The 16536-nt window shown below is 62.2% G+C and carries 11 protein-coding genes and 2 tRNA genes; 5 read left to right on the top strand and 8 right to left on the bottom strand.

Features of this window, described 5'->3' with window-relative positions:
- Nucleotides 1-66 precede the first annotated feature (66 nt).
- The 4 genes from CO731_RS19525 to CO731_RS19510 all read right to left on the bottom strand — a co-directional run bounded on the left by CO731_RS19525 (nucleotide 67) and on the right by CO731_RS19510 (nucleotide 5261).
- Complete coding sequence (locus CO731_RS19525) at nucleotides 67-1011, bottom strand: hypothetical protein (RefSeq protein ID WP_108609935.1); 945 nt, start codon at nucleotides 1009-1011, stop codon at nucleotides 67-69.
- Between the two features lie 279 nt (nucleotides 1012-1290).
- Nucleotides 1291-2100: a GGDEF domain-containing protein gene (locus CO731_RS19520; RefSeq protein ID WP_108608436.1), complete on the bottom strand. Its 810-nt coding sequence runs from the start codon at nucleotides 2098-2100 to the stop codon at nucleotides 1291-1293.
- A gap of 200 nt (nucleotides 2101-2300) precedes the next feature.
- Nucleotides 2301-4718 (bottom strand): EAL domain-containing protein, encoded by a 2418-nt coding sequence (locus CO731_RS19515; RefSeq protein WP_108608435.1) that lies wholly within the window; start codon nucleotides 4716-4718, stop codon nucleotides 2301-2303.
- Nucleotides 4719-4730: 12 nt separating this feature from the next.
- Complete coding sequence (locus tag CO731_RS19510) at nucleotides 4731-5261, bottom strand: molybdopterin-dependent oxidoreductase (RefSeq protein WP_108608434.1); 531 nt, start codon at nucleotides 5259-5261, stop codon at nucleotides 4731-4733.
- A 198-nt stretch (nucleotides 5262-5459) separates the two neighbouring features.
- On the opposite strand from CO731_RS19510, the gene CO731_RS19505 reads away from it, so the two are divergent.
- Nucleotides 5460-5819, top strand: a complete 360-nt coding sequence (locus tag CO731_RS19505) for a 6-carboxytetrahydropterin synthase (RefSeq protein WP_108608433.1) — start codon at nucleotides 5460-5462, stop codon at nucleotides 5817-5819.
- A 328-nt stretch (nucleotides 5820-6147) separates the two neighbouring features.
- On the opposite strand, the gene CO731_RS19500 is transcribed toward CO731_RS19505, so the two are convergent.
- Nucleotides 6148-6223: transfer RNA gene (locus CO731_RS19500), tRNA-Val, on the bottom strand.
- Between the two features lie 213 nt (nucleotides 6224-6436).
- On the opposite strand from CO731_RS19500, the gene CO731_RS19495 reads away from it, so the two are divergent.
- Nucleotides 6437-6513 (top strand) — tRNA-Asp (locus CO731_RS19495).
- Between the two features lie 297 nt (nucleotides 6514-6810).
- Here the strand turns inward: CO731_RS19495 and CO731_RS29560 are convergent.
- On the bottom strand, nucleotides 6811-8079 hold the full coding sequence (locus CO731_RS29560) for a M23 family metallopeptidase (protein ID WP_108608432.1): 1269 nt from the start codon (nucleotides 8077-8079) through the stop codon (nucleotides 6811-6813).
- 388 nt (nucleotides 8080-8467) lie between these two features.
- Nucleotides 8468-8935, bottom strand: a complete 468-nt coding sequence (bcp, locus tag CO731_RS19485; RefSeq protein ID WP_108608431.1) for a thioredoxin-dependent thiol peroxidase — start codon at nucleotides 8933-8935, stop codon at nucleotides 8468-8470.
- 54 nt (nucleotides 8936-8989) lie between these two features.
- Here bcp and CO731_RS19480 point away from each other — a divergent pair, with 54 nt between their 5' ends.
- Nucleotides 8990-12442: a DUF3971 domain-containing protein gene (locus CO731_RS19480; RefSeq protein ID WP_245439414.1), complete on the top strand. Its 3453-nt coding sequence runs from the start codon at nucleotides 8990-8992 to the stop codon at nucleotides 12440-12442.
- A 76-nt stretch (nucleotides 12443-12518) separates the two neighbouring features.
- Here the strand turns inward: CO731_RS19480 and tyrS are convergent, their stop codons facing one another.
- Nucleotides 12519-13772 (bottom strand): tyrosine--tRNA ligase, encoded by a 1254-nt coding sequence (gene tyrS, locus CO731_RS19475; protein WP_108608429.1) that lies wholly within the window; start codon nucleotides 13770-13772, stop codon nucleotides 12519-12521.
- A gap of 105 nt (nucleotides 13773-13877) precedes the next feature.
- Here tyrS and CO731_RS19470 point away from each other — a divergent pair, with 105 nt between their 5' ends.
- Nucleotides 13878-15002, top strand: a complete 1125-nt coding sequence (locus CO731_RS19470) for an anhydro-N-acetylmuramic acid kinase (RefSeq protein WP_108608428.1) — start codon at nucleotides 13878-13880, stop codon at nucleotides 15000-15002.
- Nucleotides 15003-15098: 96 nt separating this feature from the next.
- On the top strand, nucleotides 15099-16460 hold the full coding sequence (locus CO731_RS19465; protein ID WP_108608427.1) for an esterase-like activity of phytase family protein: 1362 nt from the start codon (nucleotides 15099-15101) through the stop codon (nucleotides 16458-16460).
- Nucleotides 16461-16536 lie beyond the last annotated feature (76 nt).

Raw genomic sequence — 16536 nt, 5'->3', positions numbered from 1 at the left:
CTCTAGTTGAGTATAATAAGGACATATGCTTAGCATGAGCATAAGTCCTGTCAAGCGGTGATTTGCTTATTTGGTTCCGGCGGCCGGGCGATCGTCGAGCACGGAGTGACGGAAGCGGAACAGTTTCGCCGGGCGTCCGCCGGTGTCGGCGCTCATATCGCCGGTCTCCTCGACGAGGTCCTGCTGTTCGATGAGACGGCGGAAATTCTGCTTGTGGACCGTCACGCCGGCCAACGCTTCAACCGCGCGCTGCAGTTGCAGCAGCGTGAAGGATGGCTGCATCAGCTCGAACACCACGGGACGGTATTTGATCTTGGTCCTGAGGCGCCCGATGCCGGTTGCCAGGATACGCCTGTGGTCGCCGGTCATGGCCCGGCCGGGAACGGTTGCTGCAACCTTGGTGCCCCTTGCGCGAACCGCTTCTTCGACCAGCCCCGCCTCGTAGAGCAATTCGTAGCGCTGCAGCACCATTTCTTCGTTCCACTGGCGGTCGTCGAACCCGAACGCGCCTGCGGCGCGGCGCATTCGGTTCTGCCGCTTGTCCTGCTGCTCGGCTTCGTCGGCCCACTGGCGCAGGCGCGGCACGATGCTGTCACCGATGATTTCAGGTGCGCCTTCACGATGGTCTTCCCATGGAAAAAACTCGTACCAGTTGCGCCAGCTTCCTGGCGGGGTGCGGTGCGAGGGTTCTTCGCGCGTCAAGCCGAGATAGCTGATCGAGATAACCCGGCCGGCCGGTTCGTCGCTGCTGCGGTCACGGTCGGCAAAGGTATAGAGCTGTTCGATATAGCCGACCGGATGGCCGGTCTGCTGCTCGACCCAGTTGCGCAGGCCCGATTGCAGCGAGCGGTGGATAAGTTCGAACGGACCGGAAGGCAGGGCGGAGCCATCCTTGACGGTCAGCACCACCGGGTTGCCGTTGGGGGCCGCGACAAGCACCGCGATCAGGTCCGCACTGATCGCGTGACGCTCCGCTGCACTTTCCCTGGTCACCTCTGAAGTATCCCGCATTTCGCCCTGGTTGGATTCTGCTGGCCGTGATCGGATGGCCAGATGGATCAAAGGTCAACACCCAATCGCCTGCAGCAGGCAATGTCATGCTCAGCTATTGGCCTGCAGGAGCAAGAAAATCCACACTGCCTACGAGATTTGCGAATGACGCTGGGGCAGGGATGCTTTGCCGTCACAGCTTTGCGGAACCGTCGGAGGCATCGGCTTCCGCGGCCTTCGCGCTGAGCATACGCTTCGTGTCTCAGCGGTGGGGAGAAAATCCGGCCTCTTGGCGGATAGTCAGTGCAGCGAAGGCCGGGACGACGAACGGCCGTCCGGCAGGCGGGTCGATTCGATGCGATTGCGGCCTTTTTCCTTGGCAATCCGGATCTGGTGGTCGGCAGCAACAAGCAGGTCGTCGGCAGTAGCCTCCGTCTCGAACAGCACCGCGCCGACGCTGACCGTCAGCGGCCAGTTCGACCCGCTGGGTTCGAAGCGCACTTCGGACACGGCATGACGAATGCGTTCCGCGACCTTTTCGGCGTTTTCCTTGCTGGCGCCGGGCAGGTATACGCCGAATTCGTCGCCGCCGATGCGGCCGACCAGATCGCCGCTCCGGACCGTGCTGCGGATGATGCCCGCAATGACACTGATCGCCTGGTTTCCCGCGCTGTAGCCGATGTGCTCGTTGATCCTCTTCAGATGGTCGATGTCGACCATCAGGAGCGCGCCCTTTCGCCGGCCGGTTCCCGTCGCGAAAACGTCGATTGCTGCCGAGAAAAGCGTTCCGTTGAGACAGGAGGTCAGGCTGTCATGCGCAAGCTCTTGCGCGTACTGCTGCTTCAGTGACGCATTCTCGTGCAGTTTCAGGCCGAGGAAGGCAAGCAGCGGCGCGATGAACAGGACCGGGAGAATGAAGGCGGTCAGGAGGCCCGGACGAACGGCGTCGGCGCCGCCGAAAACGAGGGCCTGCAGGGCCCACGAAATAGCTATGTATGCGAGAGTGCCGGCTACCGTCAGGAGTGTAACCTGAAACCACTTGCGGTTTGAAAATGCACTGAGCTTGCTGAACATCCGTCCCCGCGACTCAAGCTTCTGCTGCCCGATCATTTCGGCTTATCCGACCTGGCAACTGAGAGACAGGCGCATCGATCATGCATCACAGCTAAGAAGCGGTAAGGTTAACGATTGCTGAATTCTCAACCTCTGGCATCGCCGTAGCAAGCCCCATGATCGAGGCAGGAAGGTGGTTCCCGGGAACCCGATAAGCCGTCCCACGCGCAGCATCCACCGCCCGCGCAGCGCGACGTCTAGGCCAGGGTCAGCCTGTCGTGCGGCTTTTCGAGATATTTCCGGAGTTGAGCAGCCGGTTTCGGCGCACTGAAGAAGTGTCCTTGAACCGCATCGCATCCGGTGGCCCGAACGATCAGGAGCTGTTCTTCGGTTTCGACGCCCTCGGCGATCGTGGTTATTTCCAGTGCATGGGCCAGGTTCACGATCGCACTGACGATGGCCATGTGATCCCTGTTGCCGGCGATCTCCGCGATGAACGAGCGGTCGATCTTGACCTTGTCGACCGGAAAGTTCCTGAGGTAGCTGAGCGACGAATAGCCCGTCCCGAAATCATCGAGCGAGATCAGGACTCCCAGCGAATGGAGCCGGTTCAGGGCGTGCAAGGTTTCCTTGCTGTCGTCGAGCAGGAGGGATTCCGTGATCTCGAGTTCGAGGCGCTCGGCTGGCAGGCCTGTCATCGCCAGCACGGCGGAAACGGTTTCGACGATATTGCCTCTCCGGAACTGGCTCGGCGACAGATTGACGGCGACATTGACATTGCCCGGCAGGCTCATGGCTTCTCGGCAGGCACCTTCCAGCACCCAGGCGCCTAGCTGCACGATCAGGCCCGTGCTTTCGGCGATGGGGATGAATTCGTCCGGTGAAACGTGGCCACGCTGGCAGCCGGGCCAGCGCAGCAGGGCTTCCACTGTGGTGACTGCCTTGCTTTGAAGATTGATGATCGGCTGGAAGGCGAGTTGGAACTCCTTGTCGAAATCGGCCGCTCTCAGGTCGAGTTCTAGCATGCGGCGACGCTGCAGCCGGTCATCCATCTCCGGCTTGTAGAATTGATAGGTCCCGCGCCCGTCGCTTTTGGCCCGATAGAGCGCAAGATCCGCATTCTTCACCAGGTCGTCGGGGCCGGTCTTGGTTTCCGATTCAAGCGCAATGCCGATGCTCGCGCCGACGACCACCAGATGCCCATCAAGCTGATACGGCTGTTCGAGGGCTTCGATGAGGCGCCGCGCCACCCGGCCCGCCTCGTCGCGTCCGACTGCCGGCTGGACGATGAGGAATTCATCACCGCCAAGTCGGGCTACCACGTCGTCATCGCGCACGAGGCTTGAAATGCGGGACGCGACCTCGCGCAGCAATGCGTCGCCGATAGGGTGGCCGAGCGTATCGTTGACGTTCTTGAAATTGTCCAGGTCGAGGCAAAGGACCGCAGTGTCCTTCTGGTGGCCATGACCTTGCATGAGAATTTGTTCCAGGCGCTCGCGCAGCAGCAGGCGGTTGGGAAGCCCGGTCAGCGGATCGTGGCGCGCCATATGGGCGATGCGTTCTTCCGCTTGGTGACGTTCGGTGATGTCCTCGTAGGTCGCAACCCAGCCCCCTCGCTCCATCGGCTGGTGGCTCACGGAGATGATGCGGCCATCGGTCAGCTTCTGCAGCAGGATGCCGGGCTTGCGGTGGTCGATCAGCTGTTGCTGTTTCCAATAGGCGAGCTCGGCGCTCTGCTGCGTCGAAGTCCCTGCCTTGATCGAGCTCAACTTGACCTGTTCCGGCGTTGTCCCGGGCGGCAGGCTTTCCGGCGGGACCCCGTACATGGTGGCGAACTTGCCATTGCTGACGATCAGCCGCTCGTCGGCATCGAACATGCAAAGCCCATGCGACATGTTGCTCAAGGCCGCGTCGAAAAGGCCGTTCTGGGTTGCCAGGGCATGATTGGCTTCAAGCACGGCAGCGTTCGCACCCTCCAGATCCTTTGAGGTGCGCCGCAGGTCTGCGTTCACGGTGTTCAGCGCATCGTAGGTATGCGTCAGCAGGCGATTGTGCCATCCGAGCAAGCCGATAAAGGCCAGGCTGCAAAGGAAGAAACCAACCGCAACGGCGGAGAAATTGCTGTGCAGTCGCAGCAACTCGTTGTCGACCTTCGCCATCTGGATGGCGCTGTACTGATTGGCTTCCGAGGCGAGGCCGATGAGGTCCGTTTCCAGCGGTGCCATCGATAGCACCGCCGATCGGGCGACTTCAGGTTCGCCGATGCGGCTCATCACGCCGTCCAGTTTCGCGATGAGCTCGGACAGCCGGCGGACCGTCTCCTCCCGCTCTGCCGCTTCGCTCACGAAGGTCTGGAACTGACCGCTTGTGAACAGGCTGAGCCGGCCCTTCAGGATGTCGAATCGAAGTTGCACCTCGGCTTTGAGAGGTTCGCTCCCGGAGGCCGCAAGCGCGGTGACGCGCTGCGACAGCCGCAGATATTCGTTCATGCCCTGGCTGGCGCTCCACGCCACGTCATATCTGGAGATCTTGCCGATCGATGCCTGGCGCTCATAGATCACGAACGACAGATAAGCTGCAGCAACGGCGAAAGCGGCGATGGTTCCGATCAGGAGTGTCTTGAGCAGGTGGAATGCGAACGCGCGGCGGGAACCAGGCGCAAACAAGGAACCCATGACATGGGTTCCCTACCGCACGATCAGACGGGCAAGCTGCCATACCGAGCGCGAATAGAACTGTTGGCTCTGTAGCGCGGGATCGCTGTCGTAGGGATAGACGATGAAGAGCGGGCCTTTGTCGCTGACTGGCATGTACTGACCGTCACGCTTGAGAGCCAGCAGCACGCCATGTTCCGCGAAATCCTTGAGCGGGAGCGTCGTGCTGTAGTCGTTGAGCGCTACCGCGACGACCTCGTCGCCGTCGGCGCCAACGAGTTTCATGATCTTATCTAGCGGGACGCCTTCGAATTTTACCTTGCCGGTAAACCATGGTGTCATCGTCTCGAATGATGTGACGCCAAGCTCCTCGAGCATGTCGCGATCGAACTGCGCCTTACCGTCGGCATTGGTGACACCAATCTTGCCTTCGATTGTCAGGATCGGAGTACCCTTGGGAGTCCCGAGTTTTCCCTCTTCGGCGTTGGCGGCAGAGAGCGCAATCAGCACTATCGACGACGCCACCGCCAGGGCGCGAAAGATTGAAGACGGAACGTGGTACATTGGCGTGCTCTCCTGGTGCTGTCGCGCTGTTTCAGATGGTGCCTGAGCTCGCTGAACAACGTATTAATAGAATGCGAATTTCCTAATGTGCCACGGCCCGGAAGTCGACGCATGCGCTTTATCCGGTTTGACCCGTTGGACGTCCGATGGCAGATTGCGCACGAGCTTTAAATAGAATTCAGATGGATACGACTGCAAATGGTTGAGACGTTCAAGGAGTTTACTTTCGAGGCAGCACATCAATTGCCGCCATTTTCCGGGCTCCACGGTCATTCGTTTCGGGTCAGCGTCCATTTGGTTGGCGCTCCCGATCCCGTTTTCGGCTGGCCGGCCAACCTCTACGAGGTAGAGAAGCGAATCGAAATCGTTCGCAAAACTCTCGATCACACGTATCTCAACGACATCGAGGGCCTTTCCGTTCCGTCGATCGAGAACATAGCGCGCTGGATCTGGGAGCAGATGGAGGATCACTTCCCGCAGCTCGATCGTGTTGCCGTCGCGCGCGGCGCGGACGGCCAGGCCGAAGGCACCGTCTATCGCGGCAGGCTGGTGAACTAGGATCGGCCTGTATATCGCGAAAATGCCGTCGGGCGACGGCAGCGCTGGCTAGGGCGCAACCAGCAGGCCGATTCTGGTCGGCCTGCTGTCGCATCTCCCGCGGACGTATGGCGGTGGGCGCCAGATGCAGCGCTGCTGCAGCAGCGGCTGCAAATTGAGTTCATGCTTCCTTGACGTGACCGCATAGAATGCGAGCCGATCCGCTCCCGATCGTGCCAGGTGCGGTTTTTGCCGATGATCCGGCCGTCCATCCAAGTCCATTGGACCTTGGCGAACTTCGCAATTCGGACCGAACGAGCCGAAGCGCCTGATAATTTCAAAGGAGGAGTGGTGGGCGATGACGGGCTCGAACCGCCGACATCTTCGGTGTAAACGAAGCGCTCTACCAACTGAGCTAATCGCCCCAACCGCGCGGAGCAATAAGCGGTTCATTGTTGATCTGCAAGTTGAAATGCATGCCGCAACGGCAGGCAACTGTGCGCCGAAGCCGGGTTTCCGGTGCCTTGAAAAATAGACGGCGAAGATTGTCGATTATCTCTCCGATGTCGCTTGACACCTAACAACGAACGCCGTAATTCACCGCCAACGACGCGGCGCCCAGCGCCAACGTCCAGAGCGCGGGTGTAGCTCAGTCGGTTAGAGTGCCGGCCTGTCACGCCGGAGGTCGCGGGTTCGAGCCCCGTCACTCGCGCCAGTTTTTCAAGGGCTTAGCTCTTGTAGACTGCTCCAGTTTCAAGTCTTTCTCCCAGCCACGTTTCAATTTTTTGTATTCGTTGTGTTCCTGGCCGACCTTTTTGCGGTGGTGCTGGGTTGATGTTGCGCGCAAGCCTATCTGCTGCTGCCTTTTCGCGCTTCAACTGCGAATCACTGCTGCCAAAAACCATCGATCTGGTCGGGACAGGGCGCTGCCCCTCCGGGCCGCGCCCGATGCAGCTTTGCTGTCCCTATGGTTGGCCTGCTTCGAGAATCGCTTCCGATTCGCGCGCTCGCGTCAGAGATACCGGCCGAGCTTCTTGCCCGCCTTGATGAAGCGTAGCGGATCGATGGCATCGCCGCCGCGGCGTACTTCGTAGTGCAGGTGCGGCCCGGTCGAGCGGCCGCTGCTGCCGACCTCTCCGACCTCGTCGCCCGCCACGACCTTCTGGTCGGGTGCCACCAGCACCTTGCTCAGATGTGCATAGCGCGTAACGAAGCCGCCGCCATGGTCGATCTCGACCATGCGGCCATAGCCGCCGTTCCAGCCGGCCTTGGTAACGACGCCGGCGGCCGTTGCACGCGCCGGAGAGCCGAAGGGTGCGCGGAAGTCCATGCCCGAATGCAGCGCCGGCATGCCGATCAGCGGATCCTTGCGGACGCCGAATCTGCTTGAGATGGAATGGCCGGGGGCAGGGTTGGCGAGTGGCAGTTTGCGCGCCTGCGTCTTGATTCGGTCGAGCGTATCGAGCGCTTCGTCGAGTTCCTTGACCTTGCTGTCGAATGCCATCGGATTGTCGAGCGCGACGAGCGGGCCGCCAACGCCGGACTGTCCAAGACCGGCATCGACCGGCAGCCCGGCTCCCTCCAGCGCTTCGGAAATGGCGTCGGCCGTCTGATAGGCATTTTCTGCCAGCGTACCGATGCGCGCGACTTGCTCGTCCTCGATGTTGCGTAGCGACTTGTTGATGGCGACAAACAGCTTGTCTGCGCGGTCGGCGCGGCTTTCGCTGTCGGGTGTGATCGATCTGGTCGACCAGAAGGAGAAGGGACGCATCGCGTCGCTGCTGGCGGCAAGGGTCACCGCGCCGGCTGCTTCGATCGTCTTGCCGGTCAGGCTGGCGCGTTTGTCCGGTGTCTTGGCCGGCGCTGCTGGCTCTGCCACTGCCGTGGCCCGTTCCAGCACTGGCCCCAGGCGCCCGTTTCGTTCGCTGAGCTGCGACTGCCGCGCCAGCAACTCGCTGACCTTCGTCTCCATCAGTTGCTGGTCGAGCAACTGCCGGCTGGTGATGCGGTCGACCTGGGCGCGGAGCGCCGAGATCCTGTCTTCATAGGCGTGCTGCATGCGCGCCTGGCGGGCCGTGGCGGCGCCGATGAGGTCGTCGCGCAGCACAAGATAGGAGGTCGCAAGGAGGTAGCCGATCGCGACAGCGGCCAAAGCCGAGCCTGCGGCGGCAGCGACCCATGGGCGCACGGTAAAATGCCGGATCTCGTTGCCGCGCGCGATGATGACCGTGTGGGGTTCTTTGCGCCTGCCGAAAACGGCCGCCTGATTTTCTGGTTTCACCGGACCGAACTCTCATAACGAGACAGCGACCATCCGATTACACATTATTAGGGTTAACAAAGCTTTGCGCGCCTGATGCCGGGCCGGCCGGGTTTTCGGCTCAAGAAAACGAAAGCCCGCCTGCATGAGCAGGGCGGGCTTGTTGTCAGATTTGAAAATACAGTAGGTTGGTTCATATGCCGTGATGCTGGCCTTCTAAAGGCTTGCAAAACATTGGTGCCTGAGAATCACTTACTTCAGCGCAAGAAGAGCCAAAGCAGGATGATGATTGGGATCGGAATACCGATCATCCAAAGAATGATGCTGCGGAACATCTTGTTTCTCCCGTCGATTACGTCCTGTCTGCAACGCAGGGAGAAGGGATCGGTTCCGCAGCCGGCGATTTTCGCTACAGCGCCTTCACAGCCTCGAGAACCTCTGCGGCATGGCCCGGTACCTTCACCTTGCGCCAGATGCGCGCGATCTTGCCGTCGGCGCCGATCAGGAAGGTCGAACGCTCGACACCCATATATTTGCGGCCATACATGCTCTTTTCGGTCCACACGCCATAGGCCTCGAGCGCCTTTCGCTCCTCGTCGGCGACAAGGTCGATGCCAATTTCATACTTGGCCTTGAATTTGTCGTGTTTCTTGGCGCTGTCGGGCGACATGCCGATGACCACCGCTCCAGCCTTTTCGAACTGCGGCTTGAGCTGGGTGAAATCGATCGCCTGTGCCGTGCAGCCGCTCGTATCGTCCTTGGGATAGAAATAGAGGACAACCGGTTTGCCGGCGAAGTCGGAAAGCGTCAGAATACCGCCACCGTCGCGCGGCAGAGCAAATTGCGGGGCGGTTTGGCCGGTCTCGAGATCAGACATATCGATACCCTTGTTTGAAGTTACGAGTGAGCTCGCAAGGATGTCAGGTTAATAATGCCGGACTTGGATTCGTCCACGACCGAAACGACTACGGGACATCGCGTGGTTCAGGAAGTGCCCCGGCACGAGAAAATCCGGTTCAGGCGCGACGAGATCACCGATCTCGGCGCAATGCCTTCGGCTGCCGGCCAGGAGCTGGTCCGCGAGCGCCCTTCGTTGCGGCGTCGCGCCGGCCATTGCGTGCTTGCCGCCGTCGCCGTGCTTGGTTCGCTGGTCCTGCTCGTCATCATTGCGATTGAAGCCCTCAGCTATTCCGGCGTCGGCCAGGACCGGATGCGGGCCGAGGCGGAACGGGCGATCGAAGGCCTGGCCGGTGTCGATGTCGACGTTTCGATGGGCCAGGTACGGCTGGCGCTCGACGGGCTCAGGCTGATTGCCGTCGAGGTTCCCGATGTTCGGCTGAAGCGAGCCGACGGCAAGGCCATGGCTGAAGCCGGTATGATGCGATTTGGCATCCGGCTCTTGCCGTTGCTGTCGGGCGACGTGCGCCTCGGTGCCGCCAAGATTTCCGAGGCCCGTATCGTCGTCGACGCCATGCCGGAGGGCGGCGGTACCGACTGGAGCGCCGTGCTGCGCAATCCGGACGGGCTGATCGATCCACAGAAACTGCTGAACGAGACGTTCCGGGGCGTTCACCGCGGCTTCGAGGCGGTTCAATACGACGCGATGCGCGAGATCGCGCTGGCCAATGTCGATTTCGTGCTGCCGTCGGGTGGCGAGGTGAATGTCGTTCGCGTCGTCGATGCCTCGCTGGCCAAGACGCGAACCGGCGAACTGAGAATCGGTGCCAATTTCGACGTCGACGGTCGCGGTGTCGCGCTTTCGGCCTCGGCCGCCCGCGCCGCCGGCACCGATCGCATCGCTGTGCTGGATGCCACCGTATCGATGAGCGATCCCTATGCGGGAAAGACCGACATACCTGCCGCCAAGGCCAGCCGGATCGGTTCTGCCGACCTTGTCATCACCGGCCGCGAGGGCATAAACGGCGAAGGTTCCGAACTGATCGCCAAAGGCTCGATCGGTCAGTCGACGCTCGATCTCGAACAGCGCGGCCAGCTTGTCGGCGACATTGCCATCGACCTGCGCCTGGCCGACGGTCTGGAGAAGCTCGATATCCGCCGATTGCTCGTCACCACCGGCCGTTCGACGTTCGATTTCAGCGGCGGCTTGGGCCCTCGGCCGGCCACGGATGTCGCCGGCGACAACCCTGCCTATCGCTTTGAGCTGATGAGCCGCGAATCGCGCCTGGCGCCTGGGGAATCCCCGGAACCGGCTTTGACTTTTCTAGCCCGCGTTGCCGGCACCTATGACATCGTGACCAGGACGCTGGCTGCCGAGCAGATCGGCGTCAAGTCCGGCCCTGGCGGTGAAGCGCTCGGCAAGGCTTCGGTCCAGTTCGCCGAGGGCAAGGCGCCGGGGATCTTCCTGGCATTCAATGTCCACGACATGTCGGTTGCGCATGTGAAGCAGCTTTGGCCGTGGTTCTCGGCACGTAACGCCCGGCTTTGGGTGCTCCAGAACCTGTTCGGCGGGCGTGTGGTCGACGGCAACGTGCAGTTCGACGTCAAGCCCGACCGCCTCGGCAACGGGGTGCCGCTCACTGCGCAGGAAGTATTCGGCCGCTTCGAGATCGACGGTGCGCGTTTCGATACCGCTGGCCTCATTCCGCCCATCCGCGACGCCAGGGGCATCGTCGAGTTTCATGGCAACGACGTTGATGTCGCGCTGTCGTCCGGCACGGTCTTCATGCCCAGCGGCCGCACCGTGGCGGCGAGCAACGGCAAGCTGAAGGTCGCCAAGGCCAACGTCATGCCGGTGATCGGCGCGCTCGACATCGATGTCACCGGCAGCGCGGACGCCGTTGCCGAACTTGCCTCTTACGAGCCGATCAACGCCATGCGTCATGTCGGCATCCTGCCGGAGGAATTGACGGGCGACGTCATCGGCAACGTCAAGGCCGACATACCGCTGACCCGCGGCATCGATACGGACACCCTCGATTGGACCGTGGCGTTGAATTATGACGGCCTGTCTGTCGCCAAGCCGCTCGACGGGCAGAAACTGTCGGACGCGAAAGGCACGATCACTGTCACTCCCGACAAGGCGGTCATCGCCGCCAACGGCAAGCTCAATGGCGTTCCTGCCGAACTGAACCTCGTCGAGCCCCTGCGCGACAAGGATATCGCCAAGGAGCGCAACGTCCAGTTCGTGCTCGACGACAAGGCACGCAATGCCCTCGTTCCCGGCCTGTCGGACATGCTTTCGGGCACCATCAAGGTAGACGTCGAACAACTGGAACAGGGCAGGCGTAACATCGATGCCGACCTCACCGCTGCGCGGCTCGATCTCCCCTGGGTCGGCTGGAGCAAGGGGCCGGGCATTCCAGCCAAGGTCTCGTTCACGATGGATGTCGACGGCGAGCGCTCGACGCTGTCCGACTTCCGTTTGACGGGAAAGACCTTCAGCATCAGCGGCGATGTCTCGCTCGCCAAAGGCAGCCTGACCAGCGCGCGCTTCGGCCAGGTGCAGCTCAACCGCGGCGACGACGTCGACGTCAGCATCAAGCGATCCGGCAAGGGTTTTGCGGTTCAGGTTAAGGGCAATTCGCTCGACGCCCGGGCGCTGATCAAGCAGTTCATGTCCGACGTCGACACTGCTACCAAATCGGCGGGGACGGGTGCCGTATCGGTCACCGCGAACGTCGGGACGCTTGTCGGTTTCAGCGCCGAGAAGCTTTCCAACGTGACGCTCGAATATTCCGGTTCAGGGTCGAAGGTCGGTGGGCTCAAGGTCAATGCGACGGCGAACTCGGGCGGACTGATAACCGTCAGCAACGTCCTGCAGGGCCAAGGCAGGCGGCTCGATGTCCGCTCGGCCGATGCCGGTGCCATCCTGCGCTTCCTCGATGTCTATCCGCGCATGCAAGGCGGCAGCCTGGCACTGGCGCTTGAATCGGCCGGCGATGGCCCGCTCAAGGGCCAGGTCGACGTGCGCGAGTTCTGGGTCGTCGACGAACCGCGTCTCGCCTCCATCGTTTCCAGCAAGCCTGTCGGCGACAATCGCAGCCTCAACCAGGCGGTGCGCAAGGACATCGATACCTCGCGCGTCAAGTTCGAGCGCGGCTTCGCCCAGATCGACAAGCGGGAGAAATATCTGGCGCTGGAGAATGGCGTGCTGCGCGGGCCGCTGATCGGCACCACCTTCCAGGGCGTGCTCTATGACCAGCTGGGGCAAATGAACATGACCGGCACCTTCATGCCGGCCTACGGCCTCAATCGCCTGTTCGGCGAGCTGCCGTTGGTCGGCGTCATCCTGGGCAATGGCCGCGACCGCGGCTTGATCGGCGTGACCTACAAATTGTCGGGCGACGCCAATGCGCCCAAGCTGCACGTCAATCCATTGTCGGTGATCGCGCCCGGCATCTTCCGCGCCATTTTCGAGTACTGAGCCGCGGGCATTTCAATCCCACAAACGAAAATGGCCGGCAATGCCGGCCATTTTGTATCCTAGCGGGGCGGCCCGATCAGGCCGGGCGCACCAGGATATGCTTCTTCTTGCCGAGCGACAGCTTGACCACGCCTTCCGGCGTCAGGTCTGCCGTGGTAACGGCGCGGCGTTCGTCATTGACCGCCTGGTCGTTGATCCTGACGGCACCGCCCTGGACGTGTCGGCGCGCTTCGCCGTTCGAGGTGGCAAGCCCGGCGCGCACGACGAGCGCAAGCAGGCCGATGCCGGACTTCAGTTCGTCACCGCCAACGTCCACCGACGGCAGCGTCTCGGCCAGTGCGCCTTCCTCGAAGGTTTTCCGCGCCGTTTCAGCCGATTGCTCGGCGGCGGCGCGGCCATGCAGCATCGCCGTCACTTCGGTCGCCAGCACCTTCTTGGCGTCGTTGATCTCCGAGCCGCCAAGAGCGGCGAGCCGTGCGATCTCGTCCAGCGGCATCGCCGTGTAGAGCTTCAGGAAACGCTCGACGTCGGCGTCCTCGGTGTTGCGCCAGTACTGCCAGAAGTCATATGGGCTCAGCATGTCGGCGTTGAGCCACACCGCACCGTTCATCGACTTGCCCATCTTGGCGCCCGACGAGGTGGTCAGCAGCGGCGAGGTCAGCGCGTACAGCTGCGGCGTGCCCAGGCGGTGGCCAAGGTCGATGCCGTTGACGATGTTGCCCCACTGGTCGGAGCCGCCCATCTGCAGGCGCAGGCCGTAGCGCTTGTTGAGCTCGACGAAGTCGTAGGCCTGAAGGATCATATAGTTGAATTCGAGGAACGACAGCGACTGCTCGCGGTCGAGGCGCTGCTTGACGGAATCGAAGCTCAGCATCCGGTTGACCGAGAAATGCTGGCCGACGTCGCGCAGGAATTCGAGGTAGTTGAGCGGTAACAGCCACTCGGCATTGTTGACCATCATCGCATCGCGCGGGCCGTCGCCGAAGGTCAGGTAGTTGGAAAAAACCTGCTTGATGCCGTCGATGTTCGACTGGATCATTTCTGGCGTCATCAGCTTGCGTGCCTCGTCCTTGAAGGACGGGTCGCCGACCATGCCGGTGCCGCCGCCCATCAGAGGGACGGGGCGATGGCCGGTTTTCTGCATCCAGTACAGCATCATGATCTGGATCAGGCCGCCGGCATGCAGGCTCGATGCGGTCGGATCGAAGCCGATATAGGCAGACACGGTTTCCTTGCAAAAGAGGTCGTCGAGGCCGGCGTCATCGGAGGTCTGGTGGATGAAGCCGCGCTCGGAAAGGGTGCGCAGGAAATCGGATTTGAAGCCGGACATGGTTCTTTCTCTTGGCGGACGATTGGATCGGACGATCCGGCATTGGATCGGCGAAGCTGGGGCTTTAGCATCTGAAGCCTTGGAATCACAAGGACGGCGGACTTCATGGCGCTTCTGACAGCCATCGGACTAATGAGCGGCACCTCGATGGATGGCATCGACATCGCCATCCTGCGCAGCGACGGCGCCAATGTCCTCGAATTCGGCCCGTCGATGGCGGTGGCCTACGATGCCGCGTTTCGCCGTCGCATCGAGGCCTCGCTCGAAACAGCAAAGGCGATCGTCCGCCGCGAGGACCGCCCCGGCGATCTTGCCGAGCTGGAGCGCGAGATCACGCTGCGCCACGCACGAGCGGTCTCAGACTTCCTGCTTTCCCTGCCGGCCGAGTGGCAAAAGCCCGATCTGATCGGCTTCCACGGCCAGACGGTGCTGCACCGCCCACATCTCGGCGTGACCGTCCAGCTTGGCGATGGCGCATTGCTTGCCCGCGAGACCGGCATCCCCGTCGTCTATGACATGCGCGCCAACGACATGACCCATGGCGGGCAGGGGGCGCCGCTGGTGCCTGCCTACCACGCCGCACTCGCCCGCTCGCTGTCCGAACCCTATGGCGCGATGAAACCCGCTGTGTTCGTCAATGTCGGCGGCATCTCCAACATCACCTACGTACCGGACGCAGGCGCCCCGGTCGCCTTCGACACCGGCCCCGGCAACACGCTGATCGACCAGTGGGTCAGCCGCGAGGGTGGCGTTCCCTACGATGCTGGCGGCACCATCGCCAGCGAGGGCGGCGTGGTGACCGAGGTGGCCACGCTCTATCTCGACAACCCGTTCTTTGGAAAATCCGGGCCCAAATCCCTCGACCGCAACGATTTCACGCTTGCTCTCGCCGAAGGCCTCGAACTGTCCGACGGCGCCCGCACGCTGGCTCATGTCTCGGCCGAGGCGATCCTGAAATCTGTCTCGCATTTGCCCGCGCCGCCAAAACTCTGGATCGTCTGTGGCGGCGGCCGCAAGAACCCGCACATCGTCGGCGATCTCAGGGCAGGCGCGGAAAAGGCGGGGGCGGAAGTCATCGTCGCCGAGGACGCCGGTCTCAATGGCGACGCCACCGAGGCCGAGGCCTGGGCCTATCTTGCGGTCAGGTCGGCGCTCGGCCAGCCGCTGACCTTCCCGACGACGACCGGATGTCGCGAGCCTGTGATCGGCGGCCAGCGCGCCGAGCCCTGATCGGGAGACTTCATCAAAGTTTCATCGGGGCGTCACCCGCCCGACATGGCACGGACCTAGCTGGAGGGCGTTTCCTTCAACCAATCGGGGTCCACCATGCGACGCTCTCTCTATCTTGCTGCGGCCGTTCTGGCGCTCTCCACCGCTTCCGCCTTCGCGGATGAGACGGAATTCAAGGCGACGCTCACCGGTCACGCGATCCTGCCAGCCAACACCATCATCGCAGCGCCCGAAAATGCACCCGAGCACCTGCGCACCTCGGGCAAGTTTACGACCCCTGACCGCAAGCGCGCCGAAAGCCTGGGCACCGTCCCCGGCAAGGATGGCGTCCGCCTGACCGGACTTTCGCTGCCCTTCGACGGCCAGCCCGTGCAGGGCTTCTCGGGCATCAAGGCTGTCGGCGACGGCACGTTCTGGTCGCTGTCGGACAACGGTTTCGGCAACAAGCTGAATTCGACCGACGCCGCACTGATGCTGCACCACATCTCGTTCGACTGGGACAAGGGCACCATGAACCGCATCAAGACGCTGTTCCTCACCGACCCCGACCGCAAGGCGCCGTTCCCGATCGTGCTCGAAGGCTCCGACACGCGCTTCCTCACCGGTGGCGACTTCGACGTCGAGTCGATCCAGCCCGTTGCCGACGGCTTCTGGGTCGGCGAGGAGTTCGGCCCCTACCTACTCAAGTTCGATCTCGACGGCAAGCTGACCGACGTCGTCGGCACCGTGGTCGATGGCAAGCCGGTCAAGTCGCCCGATCATCCGACGCTGACCGTCCAGGCCAACCCGACGCTGCCGATGCCGGCCTTCAATCTCAAGCGCTCGGGCGGCTATGAGGGCCTTGCCCAGTCGAAGGACGGCTCCAAGCTCTACGGCCTGCTCGAAGGCGCGCTGTTCAAGGACGACGGCACCATGGAGCAGGTGGAAGGCAACCGCGCGCTTCGCGTCATCGAATTCGACGTTGCCAAGAAGGAATGGACCGGCCGCAGCTGGCACTACCCACTCTCCGCCGGCGGCGATGCCATTGGCGACTTCAACATGATCGACGCCACCACCGCTCTCGTCATCGAGCGCGATCAGGGTGCCGGCACAGCCGCCAAGGCTTGCACCGACGCCAAGAACCCGCAACCGGACTGCTTCGCCAATCCGGCTTTGTTCAAGCGCATCTACAAGATCGAGATGTCGGACGCCAATGTCGGCGGCTCGGTGCGCAAGATCGGCTACATCGACCTGATGAACATCGCCGACCCCGACAACAAGAAGCGTCAGGGGGGTGGCGGCGAGGGCTTCTACGACATGCCCTTCAACACCATTGAAAACGTCGATCTGGTCGATGACACCCACATCGTCGTCGGCGACGACAACAACCTGCCGTTCTCGGCCGGCCGCGCCCTCGACAAGGCGGACGACAACGAGTTCGTGCTGCTCGAGGTCGGCGAGTTCCTGAAGGCCAAGTGAGGCGCCTATAGAAATGAAGGGCGGCCGCCGGCCGCCCGCGATCGAAGCAAGGAGAAAGGTTTCGGCTTGGCCGGAG

It is taken from the genome of Aminobacter sp. MSH1, from assembly GCF_003071665.1.
Taxonomy (GTDB): domain Bacteria; phylum Pseudomonadota; class Alphaproteobacteria; order Rhizobiales; family Rhizobiaceae; genus Aminobacter; species Aminobacter niigataensis.
Note: the sequence above shows the minus strand (reverse complement) of the source record. Positions and strands in the feature narration are given on the sequence as shown.